Annotated in this window: 17 protein-coding genes and 1 pseudogene; 14 read left to right on the forward strand and 4 right to left on the reverse strand. The window is 40.9% G+C overall.

What is annotated here, in order from left to right:
• Window positions 1-20 precede the first annotated feature (20 nt).
• Window positions 21-1,223, reverse strand: a complete 1,203-nt coding sequence (locus tag ABLC00_RS02635; RefSeq protein WP_022575785.1) for an acetate/propionate family kinase — start codon at window positions 1,221-1,223, stop codon at window positions 21-23.
• 761 nt (window positions 1,224-1,984) lie between these two features.
• Between ABLC00_RS02635 and edd the strand changes: the two genes are divergently transcribed.
• From edd to ABLC00_RS02660, 5 genes are all read left to right on the forward strand, one after another.
• Window positions 1,985-3,838 (forward strand): phosphogluconate dehydratase, encoded by a 1,854-nt coding sequence (gene edd, locus ABLC00_RS02640; protein ID WP_006582211.1) that lies wholly within the window; start codon window positions 1,985-1,987, stop codon window positions 3,836-3,838.
• Between the two features lie 20 nt (window positions 3,839-3,858).
• On the forward strand, window positions 3,859-4,479 hold the full coding sequence (eda, locus tag ABLC00_RS02645; RefSeq protein ID WP_002053427.1) for a bifunctional 4-hydroxy-2-oxoglutarate aldolase/2-dehydro-3-deoxy-phosphogluconate aldolase: 621 nt from the start codon (window positions 3,859-3,861) through the stop codon (window positions 4,477-4,479).
• 197 nt (window positions 4,480-4,676) lie between these two features.
• Window positions 4,677-6,035, forward strand: coding sequence for a gluconate:H+ symporter (locus ABLC00_RS02650; RefSeq protein WP_002053229.1), 1,359 nt, complete (start codon window positions 4,677-4,679; stop codon window positions 6,033-6,035).
• Between the two features lie 17 nt (window positions 6,036-6,052).
• Window positions 6,053-6,565: a gluconokinase gene (locus ABLC00_RS02655; protein ID WP_033846437.1), complete on the forward strand. Its 513-nt coding sequence runs from the start codon at window positions 6,053-6,055 to the stop codon at window positions 6,563-6,565.
• A gap of 172 nt (window positions 6,566-6,737) precedes the next feature.
• Complete coding sequence (locus ABLC00_RS02660; protein ID WP_002053334.1) at window positions 6,738-8,366, forward strand: NADP-dependent glyceraldehyde-3-phosphate dehydrogenase; 1,629 nt, start codon at window positions 6,738-6,740, stop codon at window positions 8,364-8,366.
• 105 nt (window positions 8,367-8,471) lie between these two features.
• On the opposite strand, the gene ABLC00_RS02665 is transcribed toward ABLC00_RS02660, so the two are convergent.
• On the reverse strand, window positions 8,472-9,737 hold the full coding sequence (locus tag ABLC00_RS02665; RefSeq protein ID WP_002053346.1) for a glutamate-5-semialdehyde dehydrogenase: 1,266 nt from the start codon (window positions 9,735-9,737) through the stop codon (window positions 8,472-8,474).
• Between the two features lie 299 nt (window positions 9,738-10,036).
• Between ABLC00_RS02665 and ABLC00_RS02670 the strand changes: the two genes are divergently transcribed.
• A complete protein-coding gene (locus tag ABLC00_RS02670) occupies window positions 10,037-11,350 on the forward strand; it encodes an alpha/beta fold hydrolase (protein WP_033846438.1) in 1,314 nt (437 codons plus the stop codon).
• Between the two features lie 51 nt (window positions 11,351-11,401).
• Here ABLC00_RS02670 and ABLC00_RS02675 read toward each other — a convergent pair whose 3' ends face one another.
• Both ABLC00_RS02675 and nagZ read right to left on the reverse strand, forming a co-directional pair.
• Window positions 11,402-12,244, reverse strand: coding sequence for a class I SAM-dependent methyltransferase (locus tag ABLC00_RS02675; RefSeq protein ID WP_033846439.1), 843 nt, complete (start codon window positions 12,242-12,244; stop codon window positions 11,402-11,404).
• A 325-nt stretch (window positions 12,245-12,569) separates the two neighbouring features.
• Window positions 12,570-13,589 carry a beta-N-acetylhexosaminidase gene (gene nagZ, locus ABLC00_RS02680; protein WP_033846440.1) on the reverse strand — a complete coding sequence of 340 codons (1,020 nt, stop codon included), beginning with the start codon at window positions 13,587-13,589 and terminating at the stop codon, window positions 12,570-12,572.
• Between the two features lie 192 nt (window positions 13,590-13,781).
• Here nagZ and ABLC00_RS02685 point away from each other — a divergent pair, with 192 nt between their 5' ends.
• From ABLC00_RS02685 to ABLC00_RS02720, 8 genes and pseudogenes are all read left to right on the forward strand, one after another.
• Window positions 13,782-15,965 carry a carboxy terminal-processing peptidase gene (locus ABLC00_RS02685; RefSeq protein WP_004710662.1) on the forward strand — a complete coding sequence of 728 codons (2,184 nt, stop codon included), beginning with the start codon at window positions 13,782-13,784 and terminating at the stop codon, window positions 15,963-15,965.
• Between the two features lie 137 nt (window positions 15,966-16,102).
• Window positions 16,103-17,401 (forward strand): glycosyltransferase family 1 protein, encoded by a 1,299-nt coding sequence (locus ABLC00_RS02690; protein ID WP_080775581.1) that lies wholly within the window; start codon window positions 16,103-16,105, stop codon window positions 17,399-17,401.
• A gap of 24 nt (window positions 17,402-17,425) precedes the next feature.
• Window positions 17,426-17,977, forward strand: coding sequence for a phosphatase PAP2 family protein (locus ABLC00_RS02695; RefSeq protein ID WP_004710660.1), 552 nt, complete (start codon window positions 17,426-17,428; stop codon window positions 17,975-17,977).
• A 99-nt stretch (window positions 17,978-18,076) separates the two neighbouring features.
• Window positions 18,077-18,277: a Fe-S cluster assembly protein IscX gene (iscX, locus tag ABLC00_RS02700; protein ID WP_000524329.1), complete on the forward strand. Its 201-nt coding sequence runs from the start codon at window positions 18,077-18,079 to the stop codon at window positions 18,275-18,277.
• 113 nt (window positions 18,278-18,390) lie between these two features.
• Window positions 18,391-18,822 (forward strand): nucleoside-diphosphate kinase, encoded by a 432-nt coding sequence (ndk, locus tag ABLC00_RS02705; RefSeq protein WP_000963851.1) that lies wholly within the window; start codon window positions 18,391-18,393, stop codon window positions 18,820-18,822.
• 122 nt (window positions 18,823-18,944) lie between these two features.
• Window positions 18,945-20,177: a 23S rRNA (adenine(2503)-C(2))-methyltransferase RlmN gene (gene rlmN, locus ABLC00_RS02710; protein WP_002053401.1), complete on the forward strand. Its 1,233-nt coding sequence runs from the start codon at window positions 18,945-18,947 to the stop codon at window positions 20,175-20,177.
• An 81-nt stretch (window positions 20,178-20,258) separates the two neighbouring features.
• Window positions 20,259-20,993, forward strand: a pseudogene (pilW, locus tag ABLC00_RS02715) (type IV pilus biogenesis/stability protein PilW); the annotation flags it as partial.
• Entirely contained in the window at window positions 20,984-21,775 is a 792-nt protein-coding gene (locus ABLC00_RS02720) for a RodZ domain-containing protein (RefSeq protein ID WP_002053491.1), read from the forward strand. The pseudogene pilW and the gene ABLC00_RS02720, both read left to right, overlap by 10 nt.
• Window positions 21,776-21,794: the final 19 nt, after the last annotated feature.

A 21,794-nucleotide genomic window follows, 5' to 3' on the forward strand; every position in this document is an offset into this window, starting at 1 on the left:
AGCGTTTTTGACTTCTGTAATTAAGCAAGGCTAACTTCAGGAGATGTATTTGGTGAAACGTCTACAACCTGACGAGTTTCTTTAGCAATTCGGCCTTCTTCATCGGTTGGAATCACCCAAATTTGTGGACCTGTACCGCTATCGATACGGCCTTCTGTACCACGTTTTAAGTTGTTATTTTGATCTTTATCGAGCTGTAAACCGAAGTGAGGTAAATAAGCTAGAGTTTTTTCACGAATATAAGCTGAGTTTTCACCGATACCACCTGTGAAGATCAGACCATCAATACTTGGTAAACCACAACTTAAGGCAGCAAGTGATTTTGCAAGGCGATAGCTAAATACTTCTATTGCAAGGCGAGCGTCCTCGTTGCCGTTTTCAGAAGCTTCAATCACTGTACGCATATCATTAGAAAGTTGTGATAAGCCAAGTAATCCACTTTCGTTATTTAAAACTTTGTCTATTTTCGCTAAGTCCCAGCCAAGGTTTTTTGCAAGGAAGCTGTGTAAGCTTGGGTCGACATCACCACTACGGGTTCCCATTACAACGCCTTCAAGCGGAGTAAGGCCCATAGAAGTATCAACACTTTGTCCATTCCATACTGCACAAGTCGAGCTACCATTGCCCAAGTGTGCTGTTAGCCAACCACCTTTTTGGAAATTTCCAGCCAGTTCACTGCCGCGGTCAGACACATAAGCATGGCTTGTGCCGTGGAAGCCATAGCGGCGAACGTTATGGTCTGTATATAAAAATTTCGGAATTGCATAACGGTATGCATGCGCAGGCATGGTTTGGTGGAATGCGGTGTCAAATACGGCAACTTGAGGCAATTCAGGAAATAGGCGCATTGTTGCTTCAATCCCAATTAAGTGAGCAGGGTTATGAAGCGGGGCAAGAGGCGTGGCTGCACGAATACGTTCTATAATTTCAGGGGTGAGTAATTCAGCTTTAGTAAGACTTCCACCATGTACGACACGATGACCGATTGCTTGAGGTTTATAGTTTGCAAGACGTGCAAGTAAGGTTTCTAAAGCTTTGGCGTGGTCAGCATAGGGAATTGAAAGCTCTAGCGGTTCTCCACCGACTGTAATTCCTTTAATACGAGCATCGGCTGCCCCTAAGTTTTCTGCTAAACCATAAATACGATCTTCACGACGCTCTGAAACCAGTGCGTATTTGATAGATGAAGAACCGCAATTAATAACTAATACTGATGTAGCCACGTTGAAATACCCAAGTCCTGATTTAAAAATAGTTTTCCTAACTTCCTGATCAAAAGGCATTAATTGCAATATGCACTAAGAGCAGGTTGTGATGTTTTAACATGTGTTGTTTTTCTGTCCAAGATAGACTTTAGCCCATTAGACTTAAGCACTATCGACCATTAAATTTTTTATAACTAATATTTGTTCAGTATAAAGCTTAACCACTGTATTCATTTATTTTTTGTAGATGAATTAAACAGTTTTTTGTATATATTTATGAAGAGTAAATTTGTTTTTAATGTAATTTTCAACTATTTGGTATAAATTTTTTAAGAAAAAGAAGTGCTGTTATTTTAATCAAGCTCGATGAATATATTACAAATAATATACGTAAATGGAATTAAGATTTAATCGTTTATATATAGGTTAAAATGAATAAATCATAAACATTTTTATTATAAAATTTAGTATAAAAAAACTGTGTTAATACATTTATAAAGATATTTTATTACTTTGATATTATGAGAATTTTCTCATAGTTATTAGAGGCTAATATACCGGTAAATATAGTCAAAAATAAAACCAGCTTCTTGTTTAAAACTTAAACATAATTTGTATTTAATACTCATACTCAGGTATTACCGTAAAGTTGTCTAGGGCTTGCATGTCGCTTTTTGCCTTAATAATATTGTTCCTCCCCCTTATCAAATGATGATGAAATATATCATTTGGTCTATTTTTATTGTTCCGGCTTATCCGGTTGTACAGGAGCGTCCAGCATGGACTTGCCGAATCCAATATTGGCAAAAGTTACCGAACGTGTAATTGCGCGTAGCCAAAAAACTCGTTCTGCATATTTACAACGTATTGAACATGCTCAAGGCAAATTTCCAGCTCGTGGAGCACTTTCATGTGCCAATCTGGCTCATGGATTTGCTGGCATGGAAGATAATGAAAAATTAATTATTAAAGTGGGGCGTGAACCAAATATTGGTATTGTGTCTTCTTATAATGAAATGCTTTCAGCACATGCCCCATATAAAACATTCCCTGACATTATAAAAACAGCTGCTCGCGAAAATGGCGGCGTTGCACAGTTTGCTGGTGGTGTACCGGCAATGTGTGATGGTATTACTCAAGGTAATGCCGGTATGGAATTGTCATTGTTTTCACGTGAAACAATTGCAATGAGTACAGCGATTGCACTTTCTCATAATATGTTTGACGCTGCATTGTGTCTCGGGGTATGCGATAAGATTGTGCCAGGCTTGCTGATTGGTGCTTTACAGTTTGGTTATCTACCAACTATTTTTGTACCCGCAGGTCCAATGAGCAGCGGTTTATCGAATGATGATAAAGCTAAAATCCGCCAGCAATTCGCTACAGGTCAAGTAGGTCGCGATGCCTTACTTGAAGCTGAGTCTGCTGCATATCATGGGCAGGGCACATGTACATTCTATGGTACTGCCAATAGTAACCAAATGTTGATGGAAGTGATGGGTTTACATTTGCCAAGTTCTGCATTTGTTCATCCTCACACACCACTACGTGACGCGCTTACTGCCGAAGCTGCTAAACGTGTACTTGACTTAACTGCTGAGCGAGGCAACTACACGCCAATTGGTCATGTTATTGATGAAAAAGCCATTATCAATGGCATTGTAGCTTTACTGGCTACAGGCGGTTCAACCAACCATACCTTACATCTTATTGCGATTGCACGTGCGGCTGGCATCTTAATTGACTGGGATGACTTTGATGAGTTGTCTGCTGTTGTTCCATTGCTCGCAAAAATCTATCCAAATGGTAAAGCCGATGTAAACCATTTCCAAGCAGCGGGTGGGGTGGCATTCCTTATTCGTAACTTACTTGAGGCTGGTTTACTACATAACGATGTGACGACAGTCGCTGGTAAAGGTTTACAGCACTACACTAAAGAACCGAAATTGATTGACGGTCAGCTCACTTGGGTTGACGGTGTGGTTCAAAGCCTTGATGACAAAGTACTCCGTAGTATTGATGCGCCGTTTCAGCCAGATGGTGGCTTGCGCTTAATGCAAGGTCGCCTTGGCCGTGGTGTTATTAAAATTTCTGCGGTTGCGCCAGAGCACCGTAAAGTGAAAGCACCAGCAATCGTATTTGACTCGCAAGAAGCGGTACAAGCGGCGTTTGATCGTGGTGAATTACACCGAGACTTTATTGCGGTGGTTCGTTTCCAAGGTGCTCGTGCGAATGGTATGCCTGAATTACACCGTTTAACGCCTGTGTTGGGTGTTTTACAGGATCAAGGTTTCCATGTTGCATTAGTGACTGATGGCCGTATGTCTGGTGCTTCAGGCAAAGTACCGGCAGTCATTCATTTGTCTCCAGAAGCGTTATTAAACGGTCCGATTGGAAAAGTTCAAACCGGAGATATGTTAATCATTGATGCTGAAGCTGGCGTACTCGATATTGAGTTAGATGAACAAACTTGGCAGTCACGCCCTGTTGCACAGCCAGAACATCAGGCTGAAAACGAAGTCGGTTTTGGACGTGAATTATTTGGTGTATTCCGTGCAGCAGCAGCGCCTGCTGAGCATGGTGCATCTGTGTTTGGTGCACTTGTTGGCGAAGAGCCACAAGCGCATATTTGAGACGAAGGAATTACAAAGTAATGAGCAAGATTGAAGATGTTGTCAAATTAGGTCCAGTAATTCCAGTGTTGGCTTTTGATTCTGCTGAACAAGGTGAGCATGTATCACGTGCGTTGCATGCTGGTGGTGTAAAAGTACTGGAAATTACTTTACGTACCGCTGCTGGTTTGGCTGCTATTGAGCGAGCGTCTCAGTTAGCAGATGACATTGTGGTGGGCGTAGGAACGATTACTAAGCCTGAGCATTGTGCTCAAGCTAAAAAAGCAGGTGCTAAATTTGGGGTATCTCCGGGTTTGACTAAAGACTTGCATCTGGCTGCGCAAGATGCGGGCTTGCCTCTTTTACCAGGGGTAATGACACCGAGTGATCTTATTCAAGCGATTGAATTGGGTTACGACATTGTGAAGTTTTTCCCTGCTCAACAGGCTGGTGGTGTAGAGATGCTAAAAGCATTTTATGGGCCATTTCCAAACTTACGTTTTTGTCCTACAGGTGGAATTACAGCGGAGTCAGCTCCAGATTTCTTGAAGCAACCTAATGTCGTGTGTGTAGGTGGGTCATGGTTAACACCTAAACCTGTTGTCGCTGCACAAGATTGGGCTGAAATTACCCGTTTAGCCCAAATTGCAAGTCAGTTGTGAGTTTTACGAAAGTAATTGTGGTTTGAAAATCTAAAGTATCTTTTAGGTGCTTTAGATTTTTTGTGATGCGGTGACTGGCGGATGCCAGTCATACAAAATATAAAAAATGAGTGCTTCAACAATGAGTATATCTCTGGTTGAAGAGCTTCGTTTGGGCAGTATGCCTAGATAGCATTATTCCAAGGAGAAAGTGTCACATGGAGACCGTTCAGGGTGGCATGTTGCTTATCTATACTTTAATCGCGATTGTTGCTTTGATTGTTATGATCGCGAAGTTTAGAATTTACCCCTTTTTAGTTCTTATTATTGTTTCTCTCGGTTTAGCTCTTGCAGTTGGCATGCCAATGGATGGGATCGTTAAATCATATGAGGCTGGTACCGGTAAAACATTAGGTCACCTTGCGATTGTGATTGCGCTAGGAACCATGCTTGGCAAGATGATGGCCGAGTCAGGTGGTGCAGAACGAATAGCAATTACTTTAATTAAATGGTTTGGTGAAAAACATATTCACTGGGCCATGATGTTCATTGCATTAATTGTGGGGCTTCCCGTATTTTTCGAAGTCGGTTTTGTACTTCTAATTCCAATTGCCTTCAACATTGCTAAACGCACAGGTAAATCATTGTTGGTTGTAGGTTTACCTATGGTTGCAGGTTTATCGGTCGTACACGGGTTGATTCCACCACATCCAGCAGCTTTGCTAGCGGTGCAGGCTTACCACGCCGACATCGGTAAAACCATTATGTACAGTTTGTTGGTTGGTGTCCCGACAGCGGTTGTTGCAGGTCCATTGTATGCATTATGGATCAACAAATATGTCAAATTGCCTGAAAATAATCCTTTAGCAAAGCAGTTTGTTGAAGCAGATGCTAACAAGACACGTGAATTACCAAGTTTTGGGATTACCTTATTTACGATCATGCTGCCAGTTGCATTGATGCTAGTTGGTAGTTGGGCAGATGTTTTCTTTGCTCCAAAAACTTTTCCAAATGAGTTATTACGCTTTATTGGTACTTCTGATATTGCATTGCTTATTGCTGTTTTGGTCAGCTTTATTACTTTCGGCACCATGCAGGGTTTCAACCGTGAACAAATTGAAAAGTTCTGTGGTGGGTGCTTGGCTTCAATTGCCGGTATTTTGTTGATTGTTGGTGCTGGTGGCGGTTTTGGCGGTATTTTAAGAGACAGTGGAATTTCTAATGAAATTGTATCTACTGCCTTAAAAGCAAACCTTTCACCATTGTTGTTAGGATGGCTTGTTGCAGCTCTTATACGCTTGGCGACAGGTTCGGCTACTGTTGCGATGGCTACGGCTTGTAGCATTGTTGCGCCTATTGCGGCGGCGGCAGGTGTAGTTGTTAGACCTGAACTTTTAGTATTAGCAACAGGTTCAGGATCATTAATTTTCTCGCATGTAAACGATGCTGGTTTCTGGCTAATCAAAGAATATTTTGGAATGACAGTTGGGCAGACACTGAAGACTTGGTCTGTACTGGAAACAATTATTTCAGTACTTGGTTTGTCTTTCACATTGTTGCTTAGCGCTGTTTTGTAATTAGAGGTAGGTAATCCATGATTGTGATAGCTATGGGTGTCTGTGGAACAGGGAAAACCCTCATTGGTGAGTTGTTGTCAGAGCGTTTGGCTTGTGAGTTTCTTGATGGCGATACGCTTCATTCCGCTGCAAATAAAAGCAAGATGAGCCAAGGTATTCCTTTAACTGATGAAGATCGCTTGCCATGGTTGCAAGCCATTCGTCAGGCAATTGAAACAAAACAAAGAGATGGTGAAACAGCTGTGTTTACATGCTCATCTTTAAAGCGGATGTATCGCGATATTTTAAGAGGGCAGGACCAGAATGTTAAGTTTGTATATCTAAAAGGTTCTTTTGAACTATTACAGCAAAGACTTGCAGAAAGATCTGGTCATTTTTTTGACCCATCGTTGTTACAAACTCAACTAGATACATTAGAAGAACCTGATGTGAATGAGGCAATAGCAATTGATATTGCTTTCACACCAGAACAGATCATTGAACAAGTCATCCAGAAGCTAGGGGTGACTGATAGTGTGTGTCGGGGGTAAATTCATCTAGGAAATATCGAAACTATCACAGCCTTAAGATATTCACCTTGCATCTACGGTTCAAGCAAGGTGAGTACTGATAATAATAGTAGTATTGACCCGAATAAGACCTGATTACAGTGAAAGCTCGGTAGATATAAAAAGATATACAAAGAATAAGGTATTAAGAAGAATGAATCAGTTAAATAATTTACAGCATAAATTTCCAGTAGTGGACAGTATTCCTGAAAGTGTCCGTCTGCCATCTCAAATTCATCAACGTGTCTCACTGGTGGACGGTGAGTTGAAGCTATGGGCTGGTCCAACCAAGAAAACATTATCTCCGATCTGGATTCAGCAGTCTGACGGTAGCCTACAGCAAGTTGAACTTGGTAGTTATCCAGTCATGGGGGAAAAAGAAAGTGATGAAGCTCTGGAAGCGGCAGTACGGGCTTACAACAATGGTCGCGGCGAATGGCCAATGATGAAAGTTGGTGAGCGTATTGCTTGTATGCAGAATTTCATTCAGCGCATGGTAGAGCAACGAGATCTGATTATTAAGCTGATCATGTGGGAAATTGGCAAGAGCTTGGCTGACTCAGAGAAAGAGTTTGATCGTACTATTACCTATATGCGTCAAACCATTGATGCTTTAAAAGATCTGGATAATGCTAACTCTCGCTTTGTAATTGCTGAAGGTACTATTGGTCAAATTCGTCGTACTCCATTAGGTGTTGTGTTGTGTATGGGACCATACAACTACCCACTGAATGAAACCTTCGCAACCCTCATCCCAGCTATGCTAATGGGTAATACCATTATTTTTAAACCACCTCAATTTGGAACTTTACTATTTGAACCATTGCTAGAGGCATTCCGAGATTCATTTCCAAAAGGCGTAATCAATACTATTTATGCACCCGGTTCTCTGGTAGTGCCTCACTTATTAGCGTCAGGGCAAATTAATGTATTGGCACTGATTGGTTCTAGTAAAGTGGCTGATCATTTGAAAAAGCAACATCCAAAATCCCATCGTCTGCGTGCGATTCTGGGGTTGGATGCGAAGAATGCAGCCATTATTCTGCCAGATGCTGACTTAGACCTGACAGTGAAAGAATGTCTATTAGGTGCATTGTCATTCAATGGTCAGCGTTGTACTGCTTTGAAAATGCTGATGGTACACCGCTCAATAGCCGATGAATTTGTTAATCGTTTAACGACTGAGCTGGCTAAACTGAAAGTAGGTATGCCGTGGGAAAAAGGTGTATCTATTACGCCGTTACCGGGTATGCACCGTACCGCCTATATGACTGAAGTGATTGAAGATGCTGTGGCAAAAGGGGCTAAAGTGGTTAATCCGGAAGGTGGTGAATTCTGCAAAACCATGTTCTATCCAGCTGTCGTTTATCCAGTGACTGAGGGGATGAGACTATATCGCGAAGAACAGTTTGGGCCAGTGGTACCAGTTGCTGTTTATGATGATATTGAAACTGTATTGGACTATGTCACTACTTCTGATCATGGTCAGCAGGTGAGTATCTTTGGTAGTGACCCAGCGCAAATTGGTCATTTGGTCGATACACTGGTACATCAAGTTTGTCGTGTAAACATCAACTGTCAATGTCAGCGTGGTCCTGATGTATTCCCATTTGGTGGTCGTAAAGATTCTGCAGAAGGTACACTGTCTGTGCATGATGCGCTTCGTGCATTCTCGATCCGCTCTATGATTGCGGCTAAACAGACTGATGACAGTAAAGGTATGCTGGCTTCTATGGTGTCTGAGCACTATTCGAAATTTGTGAATACCGACTTTATTTTCTAATTAATATACGATTAAAAAAACCAGCCTTCGGGCTGGCTTTTTTATGGGAAATAACAAAATAAAAACGCCTGATATGGATCAGGCATTTTTATTTAAATAAGGGATTTATTGACGAATTTGACCGTCACCTAACACAATCCATTTTTGAGAAGTTAAACCTTCTAAGCCAACAGGGCCGCGTGCATGGATTTTATCAGTTGAGATACCAATCTCAGCACCTAAACCATATTCAAAGCCATCAGCAAAACGAGTTGAGGCATTAACTACGACTGAACTTGAATCTACACGAGCCAAGAACTGACGAGCTAAAGTATAGTTTTCAGTCACAATTGCATCGGTATGATGCGAACCATATTTATTGATATGGTCAATTGCTTCATCAATCCCGCTAACCACTTTAATTGCAAGAATTGGTCCTAAATATTCGGTATACCAGTCTTCTTCTGTTGCAGGTTTGACAGTCGTACCCAAAATACGACGTGTTTCTGGACAGCCACGTAACTCAACTTGTTTTTCAGCATAAAGTTCAGCAATGCGTGGTAAGAAAACGTCTGCAATTTTTTCATCAACAAGCAGTGTTTCCATCGCATTACAAACACCGTAACGATGAGTTTTGGCATTTAAAGTAATCGGTAATGCTTTTTGCAAGTCTGCTTGTGCTTCTACAAACACGTGGCAGTTACCATCAAGATGCTTAATCACAGGAATACGGGCTTCGTTGGTCACACGCTCAATTAAGCTTTTACCACCGCGTGGAACAATGACATCTACATACTCAGCCATGGTAATGAGGTGACCAACTGCCGCACGGTCAGAAGTTTCAATCACTTGTACTGAGTGCTCAGGTAAACCAGCAACTTTTAAACCATGTTTAACTGCTTCTGCGATTGCTTTGTTTGACTCAAGTGCTTCTGAACCACCACGTAAAATAATGGCATTGCCCGATTTAATCGCTAAAGATGCAGCTTCAAGTGTGACGTTTGGGCGTGATTCATAAATCATACCTACTACACCCAAAGGCACACGCATTTTCCCAATTTGAATACCTGTGGGGCGATATGCAAGATCCGTAATTTCCCCAATTGGATCGACGAGAGCGATCACATCTTTTAAACCTTGCAACATCCCTTTAAAACGTGCGGGCGTAAGTTCAAGACGATCAAGTAAGGCACTGTCAAGTTGGTTACTACGGCCTTTTTCCATGTCGAGTTGATTCGCCGCCAAAATCGCTGCCTGATTATTTTCTAAAGCAGTGTAAATAGCAGAGAGCGCATGATTTTTAAGCGAAGTCGAAGCACTTGTTAAGACACGTGAAGCCTCACGTGCTTGTTGCCCGACTTTTTGCATATATTGTTCAATTGAATCTTGCATAGCAGTTTTTAATCATTTACCAATGACTACGATAGTAGCAGTCAAATGCGGAACAATGAATGGCTTTTTTTGAAAAATGTGACCGCTATAAAAAAACATTTAAATATTTTGCAAACTATTCGCGGCTTAAACAAGATGAGCGGTCATTTCAGCGATTGCGTATATTTCAGACAATTGTTTAGAATGGACTTGTGCAATACAAACTAATACAAATTTTAAAGATTTGTGCATAAAAGATTACATGTTCAAGAAGGAACTCTTGCAGCATAAAAAAATTACAGCAAGGAGGAAGCAAGGATATGAATTCCATTATTCAAATGGATTCGGAGATAAACCAAGCTTATGCCGGTTTTGGGTTTTTCGATATCTACCATAGAGATAGTTTTAAACAGCCAGCTCGTACGACATGGATTGACGGTTGGAAAATTGAATACATGGCGATTGCAGACCCAAAAACCATTCACAAAACACCGATTGTGATTGTTGGTGGTGCTTTTCAAAATTTTAACTCTTATAAATATTGTGTTGAGCAACTGTTTGAAAGTGGCCCGGTCATTTTAATCGACTTGCCATCTATGGGCGCAAATCAACAAATTACCAATCGAGATACCGGAATTTCTGCTGGAACATTAGAACTACCTGATTTGTCCGAAATGTTAGGTCGCTGGTTAGATATTGTGGGAATTCAAAAAGTTTCTGTAATGGGAATGTCGTTGGGTTCAGTTGTTGCTTCTTGTTTTGCTTATCACCGTCCAGATTTAATGGACCGTATGATTTTAATGGGTGTCATGCAAAAGACCCGTAAAAGTTGGCGGATGATTTTGGAAGAATCACTCAAACTCATGCAAGAAAACCGTATGGAAGAGTTTGGACAAGCGGTGATTCTATATTTGGTGAATCATGCCAAATTAGATAAAACACGTATGTCACCGACAGCTAAAAAATTATTTTTTAGGCAAATGGCTGAGTTTACGGGGACCGAGCGTGAACGTTATGACATTAACTGTAATCGACTTTTACGCTTAACAGATGTACCGATTCCACAGTGTAAAACACTGGTCGCAGCAGGGCAGTACGATAGTTTTACTTTGCCTCATGAAAATGCCAATTTTGCTTTGCAATGTCCGGATATGGAATTTGCTCTGATTGCTAACGCAGATCATGTGCCACAGCTTCAGCGCCGTAAAGAAACTATGAGTTTGTTCACTTCATTTTTGAAGGGTGAATCTATCCAAAATCTGGATGGCATTATTCCAATGACGCGTGAGCAAATGCAAAACATGGAACGCCGAGGTGAAGAGCGTATACCAGTTCTCCAGCCTAAAACGAAACTGAGCCACCGTGAATGTCAAACAGAGGTGCCAGTGACGATTGTTGATGTGACTTTCTTTGGAATGTATTTGAAGTTAGATGATGTGAAACAGCTCGACTTTGTAAATGAACATCCACGGGATCTGGCACTATATTTAGAAGATGAAGAGGGTGCTTTTTCGATTGAATGTTTAATCTTTGAAGCTACTGAACAAGGAATCCGTGCTTTATTTAAACATGGCAGTTTCGAACTTGCTGACCGTTTAAGTCGTTTTATTGCCCGCCAAAAGCAAGCAGCATAAAGTTTAATTTTTTATAAAAAAGAAGTCCCAAAAATATTGAGACTTCTTTTTTTATTTCAATTGAGCATGGATAGTCCATACTAAGTCACCTAAATGCTCTTCATCGTTCTCTTTAGAAACTTGTCCGAAGAATATTTGAGGTTGTTCAACGTTAACTTGACTAAAACCTGCATCTTTAAAAAAGTCTTTCACTTCTAGTGGAGTCTTAAAATGAAAACTAAATGAGCTTCGAGACATAAGTTTAAGTAATTTACTACTGTTCCAGATAATACTTGCGAGTTTGTTCTTAACGGGTTCAGGATACAGGTCGGTTAAATAATGAAGCTTTTTAAAAGAAGCACCATAGTGGGCAATGGATTGAATCAGTTGCTTTAATAAGTCTTTATCAAAATAGTTAATTAAACCTTCACTGATTACAACTAGTGGACGGCTAGGGTCAAACACTTCAAATGCTTGTGCGAAAGCCTCAGTAAATAAATCAACCGATAAAATTTCAGGTGCATTTTTTTCAATTTGTTTTAGTGCATTTTGTTTTGTTTGAGCCATATCGGGCAAATCAAGCTCTCGATAGCTAATAGAAGGATAATGCTGCCTAAACCACCAACCACGTGGTGATAAACCACAAGCGATTTCAAGCACCTGTAAATCAGGATTTTCTTGAATTAACTTCTCTAAATCATGATCAAGCATGGTATGGCGCTGTTTAAGCGTCGTGCGCATACTGCCACCGACATATTTCTCTGCCCAAGATTCTAATGGGTGAACTAAATATGCCAAAGATTTGCCTTTACTCGTAGCAAGTGCTTCGTGTGAGATCCCCATTTGGTACCAGATATAGCCTGTATAGTGGGCTGTAAAAGAAATGTGGCGGTGTTTTGAAAGGTCTTGTGTCATTCGTCCTGAACTCGATTTATTGTTTTTGTGTGATCTTCATTATTAATAACAATGAAGAGGTTCTAATACATTGATGGTGAATGAACCTGCATGACGGAGTCCTGTCAATTAGGTTGGCATTCTGGGATGAACTTTCAGTTGGAGTTACTTTTCTTTCGGGAAAAGTAACCAAAACCATTGTCATACGCAAAACCTGTTCACTTTCTGCATCTATCAAATATATTGAAGCAATCAATATCCTTCAGCAGATGAGCAGGTTGCGTATGACTTAACCGCGTATCAGATAGTGAATAGGTTTTTGTAGCCAATTAAAATTTTTACTAACTTAAATCGAATTCTTAAACTCTTCAATGGCTGTTTTGACAGCTTGCCATTCATTTCCAAGCGATAAAGTTTCACCCACTTGGATTTGTGGAATTCGACCACGCATACGTTCTAAACGTTCTTGATTTGGTAGTTCTAAGTTTGCAATACCATCGAGTGCTGTACATGCTGCACTACGGTCATTACACACTAGTCCCATATCACAACCAGCTGCCAGAGCTGCTTGAATACGCGCATCTGCACCACCAGCCACACATGCAGCTTGCATGCTTAAGTCATCAGAGAAAAGTACGCCATTAAACTTCAAGCGATTACGAAGGACTTCTTGAATCCAGAAAGGTGAGAAACCTGCCGGATTTGGGTCAACCTTGTCGTAAATTACATGTGCCGGCATGAGCGCATCGAGCTCAGGCATAAGCTTAATGAAGCTTTGCATATCATGGTTGTAAATTTCGTCATAGCTACGGCTGTCAATTGCGGCTGCGACATGTGAATCGGCTTTGACCGAACCGTGACCCGGGAAGTGCTTACCAGTATTTGCCATGCCGGCTTTTTTCATGCCGCGCATAAATGCACCAGCCAAAGGAGCAATATCTTCAATATTTTTAGAGAAGCCACGGTCGCCAATGACATCACTAATAGCATTAAGGTCTAAAACTGGTGCAAAACTAAAATCGATCCCCACAGCTAAGACTTCAGTTGCCATTAACCAGCCACACTGTTCAGCCAGTTCTAGAGCCTTTTGTGGTTGAGTGATATAGAGTTCGCCAAAGCGGCCCATAGCTGGCAATAGCGTAAAGCCAGATTTTAAACGTTGAACACGGCCGCCTTCTTGGTCGACAGCAATTAAAATATCTGGGCGAACTTGGCGCATATGGTCGGTTAAAGCACGGACTTGTTGTGGTGATTCAATATTTCGTGCAAATAAAATCATGCCACCGACTTGCGGAGCTTGTAATAGTTCAATATCTTCTTTAGTAAGTTCTGTGCCGGCAATGTCCAGCATCAACGCGCCAATCATATTGGTTCCATTTGAATTTTGATTGAAAAACAATAAGCGAATTTTGCAATGATTTGCTACATTTTGTCAGTACAGAATATGATAAAACTACACGGTATAAACAATTTAGTTGGTTAAGATGTTGAATCTGCTTAGTTCATATCGAAAACAGAGCGTGTAAGATACGAACACCCAAGGAAGTATTAAGAATTTATGAAACTTCAAACTATAGCTTGTGCAGTAGCAATCGCGACTGGCGGTTTATTCTTCTCTCATACGATGAACGAAGCAAGAGCAGCAACCAATACAGCTGCTGTTTCTCAATCGATCCAGCCAACGCAAGAGCAGGCCTTGGTGGCTCGTCAACTGGCAACTTTAGTTGATCGCCAACATTATTTAAATATGCGTTTGGATGCGAATACATCTAACCGTATTCTCGATATGTATTTAGATAGTCTTGATCCAGACCATTCATTATTTTTAGACGCTGAAGTTCAAAATTATAAAAAGCTCTATGGTTCAAATTTTGGTGCTTCATTAAAAGCGGGGAATTTAACTGGACCGTTTGCTATTCACCAGCAATATCGTGAACGCTTAAAACAATTTTATGAGTTCATGCTTGCTGAGTTAAAGAAACCACAAAATTTAAAACAGCCAAATACTTTTATTGAAGTAGATCGCGAAAAAGCACCGTATTTTAAAACATCGGCTGAGCAGCAAAATCACTGGCGTAAAATGTTAGTTTCGCAGTTAATTAATTTAACGATTAGCCGTGAAGAAGAGCAGGCGAAACAAAAGGCATTAAAAGAAAATCCATCACTTGCTGATGGTCAAGACTTAACAGGCCCAGAAGATTTAACACCGGCTCAGACTTTGACCAAGCGTTATACACGTCAGCTTGAAAGAATTAGCCGTGTGAAAAGCGACGATGTTTTAGATAAAACATTAAATGCAATGTTGGCGACTTATGATCCACATAGTAACTATTATCCGCCAATTGATGCGATAGAACTGAACCGCCAAACGACCTTACAACTTGAAGGTATTGGGGTATCGATTCGTCCAGAGCGTGGCAATGAAGATTACACCAAGATTGAAACCATTGTAGAAGGTGGCCCGGCAAGTAAGTCTGGTCAAGTGAAATCAGGAGACCGAATCGTTGGTGTCGCTCAAGAGGGCGGTAAAATGATTGATGTGGTCGGCTGGTCGAGTTCAGAAATTGTTGGGTTGATCCGTGGTAAGCGTGGCACAAAAGTAACGCTGAAACTTCTTGGTGCTGGTGCGTCAATGAGTCAGGCACGCAATGTGACCTTGGTGCGTGATGTCATTCAAGAAGAAGATGCGGGCGTCCGTTCACGTACAGTTGAAGTAACACGTGATGGAAAAAAACATCTATTAGGTGTCATTGAAATTCCATCTTTCTATTTCGACTATCGTTCACGTCGTGCTGGTCAGCAATATCGTTCAGTTTCTGAAGACACTGCAAATGCGTTTGAGGCATTAAAAGCTAAGAAAGTCGAAGGTATTATTATTGACTTGCGTAATGACCCAGGTGGTTCATTAGAAGAAGTTGCACGTATGCTTGGACAGGTAATTAAGTCAGGTCCGGTTGTGCAAATTCGTGACGGCAATGGCAATGTAAGTGTATTTGAAGACAACGATGGTGGTCAGCAAATCTATACAGGTCCACTCGCTGTATTGGTGAACTTAGCATCGGCATCTGCAAGTGAAATTTACTCTGCTGCAATTCAAGATTATGAGCGTGGCATTATCATTGGTAGTACAACCACAGGTAAAGGTACAGCTCAAGTTCAACTTGATACTTTGGCATATGGTCAAGCAACCTTAACTCAGCGTAAATTCTACCGTGTTACCGGTGGTAGTACGCAAAACAAAGGTGTAGTGCCAGACATTAAGCTTGTTGATATCTATAACGAAGAGTTTGGTGAGCGTAAATCGAAAAATGCGTTAAAGTGGGATACGATTCCAACTGCACCATTTAAACGTGAAGGTTCTGTTCAGCCATATGTGGCGAAGTTGTCTCAACTTTCAGAGCAACGTGTAGCAGTGGATCCTCAGTTTAAATATTTAAATAAACGTACGGCAATTGCGAAGGTGACTAGCGATCAGAAACAAGTTGTTCTTGATATTGATAAGCGCCGCGCAGAGCTTCTGAGTTTAGAAAAGCAAACTTTAGATGCTGAAAATGAACGCCGTGTAGCGACAGGTCAAAAACCTTTTGCTAACTGGGAAAGCTATCAGGCTTCATTAGATGCCTTGGCTGAATCTCGTGCCAAAATGAAAGCCAACCAACGTCCTGCATTGCCAGAAGAAGAAACATTTGTGAATGAAGCAGCAAATGTACTTATGGATTATGCAAAATTGCAGAACCGTTAAGTTTTTTGTCTGTTTATAAAAAAGCACGCTGTTCTCAGCGTGCTTTTTTAATTTTTCATGTCAGTAAACTGTCATGCATTTATCATCAAAGTGTCAAGAAAGCTGCTTAATCTTTAAGCATGAAAATAAATACATTGATGGATGGCGCTATGCAAGGCTCATACGCGACAGCACTATTAAAACAACAGCAACTCCCTGAAAGCTTCCACTTCTATTTTAAACAAAAACAGCAGTTGTCTAATACTCAGGAATTGCACCAACTCCACGGGTTGGTTCGTCCTCGTTTAAAAATTGCGATTGTGACAGAGACATGGCCACCAGAAATTAATGGTGTAGCGCTTTCCTTATTACAGTTATGTCAAGGTTTGCAAAAACAAGGTCATAAAATTCTACTGGTTCGCCCAGAACAAAAAGCCAAGTGTCATGATTTTCTACCAGAGCAAGAATGTCTCGTCATGTCGCAGGCTATTCCTAAATATCCAACTCTGCAATTTGGTTGGCCTCAATATTTAAAAGTTTCAAAAGCTTTTGAAAAATTTGCGCCAGATGTTGTGCACATCGTGACGGAAGGGCCTTTGGGCTTAACTGCCATGCAAGCTGCAAAAGCAAAAGATATTCCGGTCTCTAGTGGCTTTCATTCACCATTTCAAGATTTTAGCCGATTCTTTGATTTGGCTTTTTTAGTTAAGCCAATTCAAAAATATCTTTGCTGGTTTCATAACAATACTCAAGTGACTTGTGTGCCAAGTAAAGATACCGAAGAAGCTTTACGTGGTTTTGGTATTACCTGTCCACTGGTTGTGGTGGGACGAGGGGTCGATACCACACGCTTTTCACCAAAACATCGTTCGGAAAGCTTACGCCAGCAATGGGGTGCCGATGCCGATACTCGTGTCATGCTGTATGTAGGGCGTTTATCACCAGAAAAAGAAGTTCAATTGATAGTTGAAAGCTATGCAGCTATGCAAAATATGCAGCAACATAAAACTAAACTTGTGGTGGTAGGAGATGGCCCAGATCTTGCTCGATTAAAAGCATTACCTGAAGCGACAAATGTCATTTTTACGGGTAGTTTGCGTGGACAAGATTTAGCAATAGCATATGCAAGTGCTGATGTCTTTGTATTTGCGAGTCAGGTTGAAACGTTTGGTAACGTAGTTTTAGAGGCAATGGCAAGCGGTTTGCCTGTTATCGCGTATGATTATGCATGTGCACATCAATATTTAGTCCATAACGTAAGTGGCTGTTTAAGTCCACTTGGACAGAAAAACCATTTTATACAACAAATTTATCAACTCCCTTCAGTACAACAACTTAGAGAAATGGGCATACAAGCCTGTCGTAAAGTACAGCAAAGCGGTTGGCAACTTCCGGTACAGCAATTAGAACAGGCATTTTATCAGGTAGTGAAGGAATCCTCGGTGGACTTCACCTAAGTATCCTAAAATAGGAGAACAACCATGAAATTAAAGAATGCAAAAATAAAAATACTCGATCTAGATTTACGAGGCTGTTTATACCTCAATCACTTTTCCCATTCACAGCGTGTAGCTTTATTTTTTAAAATTATTAGCCGTGCGGGCGATGGGCCATTTTGGTACCTCATGCTGGCAATTGTATGGGGAATGCATGGCATTACCTATAGTTTGCAAATTATCTATTTGCTACTTGGTGGTTCGGTCGGAACAGCAATTTATAAATTCTTAAAACATAAAACCACGCGTCCACGCCCTTACCAAGTACATCAGGTGATTGTGCTTGGGGAAAGACCACTTGATCACTTTAGTTTTCCATCAGGTCATACGCTACATGCAGTGATGGTGACAATTGTGTTGGGTTATATCCAGCCTGTGTTGCTGGCTGCCATGTTGCCATTCATGGTGCTTGTGGCATTGTCTCGTATGGTGCTTGGGCTTCACTACCCAAGTGATGTGATTGTAGGCGCACTTATTGGTGCGGCAGTAGCAAGTCTGATTATTTTTGTCGCGCCATTATTGGGCATTGCTTTATAACGAACAGTAATTTTTATCAGCTTAAGCTATCGATTACGTTTGTGGATTTGCTAAAGTACACAGTTCGTGATTTAGCAGATTAAACAGATAGGAGCCGCTATGGGCTTACGTTGGACAGATACGATTGATATTGCCATTGAATTGTCAGAAGCACATCCAGAAGTTGATCCGCAATGGATTCGTTTTACCGATTTACATGCATGGGTATGTGCGTTACCAGACTTTAGTGATGACCCAAATAAATCAACCGAAGGATTGCTAGAAGCCATCCAAATGGCTTGGTTAGATGAAGTTCGCTAAAAACAGTAGAAAAAATCGCAACTTTTACACATTCAAAGCTGATTATTGCCTATGACATCGGTATAATGCGGCAAATTTTTTAAAGTTTAAATCTTAAAATAAAGGAGCCACTCATGGCAATTGAACGTACTTTGTCTATCGTAAAGCCAGATGCTGTGTCTAAAAACCACATCGGTGAAATTTTTGCTCGTTTCGAAAAAGCGGGTTTAAAAATTGTTGCGACTAAAATGAAACACCTTTCTCAAGCTGATGCTGAAGGTTTCTATGCAGAGCACAAAGAACGCGGTTTCTTTGGTGACTTAGTTGCATTCATGACTTCTGGTCCAGTTGTAGTATCTGTTCTTGAAGGTGAAAATGCAGTTCTTGCTCACCGTGAAATCTTAGGTGCTACAAACCCTAAAGAAGCGGCTCCTGGTACTATCCGTGCTGATTTCGCTGTAAGCATCGACGAAAATGCTGCTCACGGTTCTGACTCAGTTGCTTCTGCAGAGCGTGAAATTGCTTACTTCTTTGCTGACAACGAGATCTGCCCACGCACTCGTTAATCGAAAGCATTCAAACCAGATAAGTGGTATACTACTTATCTGGTTTTTTTATTCTCTCAAGAGCATATTGTTTGATTCTTGAACAATATATTCTTTTTTTGACATGGTTTAGGTAAATACACATGAGTTCTGCAGTGGTCGTTTCATCTGAAAATCTTGATGGACAGCAGCAATCTTCGTCCACGCCAGCATCGCCTGCTGCCGAAAAAGTGAATTTACTCGGCATGTCACGCGCTCAATTAGAAAAATTCTTTGAAGATATTGGTGAGAAAAAGTTTCGTGCCGGGCAGGTTATGAAATGGATTCATCAATATTTTGTCACTGATTTTGCTGAAATGACCAATATTTCAGGCAAATTGCGCGCAAAGCTTGAACAAATTTGTGAAATTAAAGCCCCTGAAGTGGTTCACCGTCATTATTCAAAAGACGGAACGCGTAAATGGGTGTTTCGTGTAGGTGAAGGTTCTGGCTCTTTAGTAGAAACTGTATTAATTCCTGCCGAAGATAAAACTGGTTCACGCAAAACCTTATGTATTTCTTCACAAGTGGGCTGCGCATTAGACTGCTCATTTTGTTCAACAGGTAAGCAAGGTTTTCAGCGCGATTTAACGCCAGATGAAATTATTGGGCAACTTTGGATGGCAAACTATTCTTATATGGAAGAAGTGCCTGTTGCCGAGCGCGAGCGTTCAGTAACTAATGTGGTGATGATGGGTATGGGTGAGCCATTACTCAACTATGATGCTGTATTAAGCTCAATGCACATTATGCTTGATGACTTTGCTTATGGCATGTCAAAACGTCGCGTGACTTTGTCAACGTCTGGTGTTGTACCGAAAATTGACCAACTTGCACAAGATATTGATGTTGCATTAGCAATTTCTTTACATGCACCAAACGATGAACTACGTAATGAACTTGTGCCTATTAATAAAAAATATCCATTGGCTCAGTTGATTGCAGCGTGTCAGCGTTATATTGCCAAAGATGGTAATGAAAGTGCGCGTAAACATGTGACTATCGAATATGTGATGTTAGAAGGTGTAAATGATCAGCCTGAACATGCACAGCAGTTACTTAAGTTGCTTAAAAACTTACCAAGTAAAATTAATTTAATTCCATTTAATCCATTCCCTCATGCGCCATATGGTCGCTCAAGTCGAAATCGTATTATCTCGTTCCAAAAAACTTTGTCTGATGCCGGATTTGTGTGTACGATTCGTCAAACACGTGGTGATGATATTGACGCTGCATGTGGACAGTTAGTGGGTCAAGTTGCTGACCGTACGCGCCGTGCTGAGCAGTGGCAAAAGAAAGTAGCGCAGCGACAAGAGATTTTACGTACACAAGGATAAAGTTGAGGGCAGACTTTGAGTACTCCGAAGTTAAAGATCATGTTATGTATGGGGGTTGCTGTTGCATTTCTGGCCAGTGGTTGTCAGTCTTCGCCAACGCTTAAAAAGGACCCGGAAAAAGCAGTTAAGGTGCGTACGCAGCTTGCCGCTGAATACATTCGTTCTGGTGACTTGGACTCTGCAAAGCGTTCCCTTGACCAAGCTTTAAGTGTCGATAGCCGTGATGCAACGGCAAATATGATGATGGGCATTTTATTGCAACAAGAAGGCAGTAAACCCAATTTAGAAAAAGCAGAACATTATTTTAAACGTGCAATTTCTTCTGAGCCAGATAATGCTCAGGCGCGTAATAATTATGGTACGTATTTGTACCAAATGGAGCGTTATAATGATGCCATTGAGCAATTCCGTATTGCTGGTGCAACATTAGGTTATGATCAACGCTATCAAGCCTTAGAAAATCTAGGGCGGATTTATTTAAAATTAGGTGATATTGCGAGTGCTGAAAAAACATTCAAACAAGCACTCCTTGCTAACCGCGATTCTTACATTTCAATGTTAGAGTTAGCAGAAATTTTTTATTTGCAGCAGCAGATTCCGGCTGCTACACAAATGTATGAACAATACGTTCGTACAGTGGGGCAGAAAAATCAGGGTGCTCGCGCACTTTGGATTGGTTTAAGAGTGGCTCGAGCCAATGCGGATAAAATGGGAATGCAAGTTTTAGTAAACCAGTTACGTGCTTTATTCCCGGAAAGTCCAGAATATCAACGTTATTTGCAATTACAGTATAGTACTGAGGCCGTATGGAAATAAATCCTAATTCACAGCAGCCAACTGGCTCAAGCTTACCGACTTCTGCTTTAGGAAATATTCAACGTCCTGGTGAGTATTTACGTCAAATTCGCGTTTCTCAGAAAAAAGAATTAGAGCAAGTATCTTCAGATTTAAATATGCCGCTTAAAACGCTAAGTGCGTTAGAGCAAGACGATTATAAATCTTTGCCAGAAGCGACTTTTATCAAAGGCTATTATCGTTCTTATGCGAAATATTTAAATGCTGATGCAACTGCAATTATTCAGCGTTTTGATGAAATTTATGCGAACGATACAGGTCTTTTGCCAAATCATGCTTTAAACAACTCACCAATTAAAATCATGGGTAAATTACCGGGTTCTAATAGTGATCGTAACAAAAAATGGTTAAAGCGTGCGTTACTTGCGATTTTGATTATTGCTGTCGTGTCATTGATTGTGATGGGTGTCCAAAAATGGACTTCAAACAAAGAAGAAGCTGATGTGCCAAAAGCCAATCAGTCTAATGTTGAAGTTTTACCTATGAAAGGAAGTGCCTCTGCAACAGCGGGTGATCAATTGGTGTTAAACTTTAACCGTCCAACTTCTGTTCATATTGTAGATGCAACAGGCAAGGTTTTAGCGACGGGTCGTCAGGCATCGACTTTAACCTTAAATGGTGAGTCTCCATTCCAGATTCGTCTTGATGATGCAACAGCTGTGTCATTAAGTCTAAACCAAGAACAGATTTCATTGTCTCCATATACGGTAAACGGTAAAGCTGAATTCCGTTTATCCCGCTAATACCATGAGTTGAGCGATA

Origin of the sequence: Acinetobacter nosocomialis (genome assembly GCF_041021905.1) — a bacterium.
In the GTDB taxonomy this organism is placed as follows: domain Bacteria; phylum Pseudomonadota; class Gammaproteobacteria; order Pseudomonadales; family Moraxellaceae; genus Acinetobacter; species Acinetobacter nosocomialis.

Coding starts and splice junctions, on each gene's coding strand:
- edd (WP_006582211.1), top strand. CDS start 1,985: ATGGACTTGCCGAATCCAATATTGGCAAAAGTTACCGAACGTGTAATT.
- eda (WP_002053427.1), top strand. CDS start 3,859: ATGAGCAAGATTGAAGATGTTGTCAAATTAGGTCCAGTAATTCCAGTG.
- ABLC00_RS02650 (WP_002053229.1), top strand. CDS start 4,677: ATGGAGACCGTTCAGGGTGGCATGTTGCTTATCTATACTTTAATCGCG.
- ABLC00_RS02655 (WP_033846437.1), top strand. CDS start 6,053: ATGATTGTGATAGCTATGGGTGTCTGTGGAACAGGGAAAACCCTCATT.
- ABLC00_RS02660 (WP_002053334.1), top strand. CDS start 6,738: ATGAATCAGTTAAATAATTTACAGCATAAATTTCCAGTAGTGGACAGT.
- ABLC00_RS02665 (WP_002053346.1), bottom strand. CDS start 9,737: ATGCAAGATTCAATTGAACAATATATGCAAAAAGTCGGGCAACAAGCA.
- ABLC00_RS02670 (WP_033846438.1), top strand. CDS start 10,037: ATGAATTCCATTATTCAAATGGATTCGGAGATAAACCAAGCTTATGCC.
- ABLC00_RS02675 (WP_033846439.1), bottom strand. CDS start 12,244: ATGACACAAGACCTTTCAAAACACCGCCACATTTCTTTTACAGCCCAC.
- nagZ (WP_033846440.1), bottom strand. CDS start 13,589: ATGATTGGCGCGTTGATGCTGGACATTGCCGGCACAGAACTTACTAAA.
- ABLC00_RS02685 (WP_004710662.1), top strand. CDS start 13,782: ATGAAACTTCAAACTATAGCTTGTGCAGTAGCAATCGCGACTGGCGGT.
- ABLC00_RS02690 (WP_080775581.1), top strand. CDS start 16,103: ATGGATGGCGCTATGCAAGGCTCATACGCGACAGCACTATTAAAACAA.
- ABLC00_RS02695 (WP_004710660.1), top strand. CDS start 17,426: ATGAAATTAAAGAATGCAAAAATAAAAATACTCGATCTAGATTTACGA.
- iscX (WP_000524329.1), top strand. CDS start 18,077: ATGGGCTTACGTTGGACAGATACGATTGATATTGCCATTGAATTGTCA.
- ndk (WP_000963851.1), top strand. CDS start 18,391: ATGGCAATTGAACGTACTTTGTCTATCGTAAAGCCAGATGCTGTGTCT.
- rlmN (WP_002053401.1), top strand. CDS start 18,945: ATGAGTTCTGCAGTGGTCGTTTCATCTGAAAATCTTGATGGACAGCAG.
- ABLC00_RS02720 (WP_002053491.1), top strand. CDS start 20,984: ATGGAAATAAATCCTAATTCACAGCAGCCAACTGGCTCAAGCTTACCG.